General features: G+C 37.6%; 1 protein-coding gene. It reads right to left on the reverse strand.

From position 1 onward, the window contains the following. Nucleotides 1-78: 78 nt before the first annotated feature. Nucleotides 79-1,161: transposase (locus AAIB49_RS19890; RefSeq protein ID WP_343459066.1), on the reverse strand; the 1,083-nt coding region annotated here is incomplete at its 5' end.

Below are 1,161 nucleotides of genomic sequence, written 5' to 3' on the forward strand. Positions count from 1 at the left end.
GAATCAATTTCATAATTGCTCTTTTTAAAAATTCACAGACCTACAGAATTTCTAAAATATACTTTTAAAAAACAATAATCACGCGGCTTGTTGCTGCTGAATTAATTGTGCATTCATACGATCTGCCGCTAACTTTGAAGCGTTATAAACAAGCGTAACTATGTCAAAATGACCTTTTGCACGCTTTCCAGTACGATATCGAACATTGTTTAGTTGAAAGAATTCTTTAAGATAAGCATTAACTCTTTCGACCGCAGTGCGACGTTTAAAAATATTTTTCCATGCCATCGATCCACGAGCTGGTGCCGAATATTTTCTAAGATCTGTCGTTATTTTCATTTTAAAAACCTTTTGACAGATGCCTTCGTTAGCCAATGGACAGTCACTACATTCTTTTGGTCTTGTATATTTTAAGGTTTCATATTTGGCATCAAAACTGTCGTAACGATAAGAATGCTCTCTGAAACAAGTAGGGGCAAAATGTTTATCAAAACCGATTGGTTCTCTTTCATTTCGCTTGTTGTATGCGATGATTGAGCGTTGTCCCATGCGGTGTACCTGTTCGTAGATGGGTTCATAATCATAGCCAGCGTCCATGGTTTGATAACACAAGGAAGAAAGAGATAAATTTTCATGGATTCCTTTCAGTAAAGGAATCGCTGCTTTACTATCATGTAAGTTTCCGGAAGAAAAAGCAGTCTGAAGAATATACTGACTCGACGTACCAACGGCTAAATTACCTTTATAGCCAAACCAAAAAACATTCTTACCTTCTGAATTCTTTTTCACACCCCACTTCGGGTCTACAGGCATTTCAGAGCGTAATTCATCTAAAGGTGCGTCTAATTGAGCTTCAATTTTCTTTTCATAAAGAGGCAGACTAGCTTCCTTTTCAGCTTGTTCTTTTAGCCATTGGTCACGCTCTTCTTTGGATTTGCGACCACGTTTTTTCGGCTCTGGTTTTGACTTTTCTTCTTTTGATGGTGCTTGATCACGAGCTTCAAAATGAGTGGCATCAATAGCGACTGTATCATCTGTAATAAAACCTTCTTCAATTGCTTGGAGGACAACTTTTTCAAATACATCCTCCAAAATATTGGACTCCACTAATTTCGTTAGGAGTCGAGAATAAGAGGATTCAGAAGGTACCCTATCTGAAAC

This window comes from Ornithinibacillus proteolyticus (assembly GCF_039581225.1).
Lineage (GTDB): Bacteria > Bacillota > Bacilli > Bacillales > Amphibacillaceae > Ornithinibacillus > Ornithinibacillus massiliensis.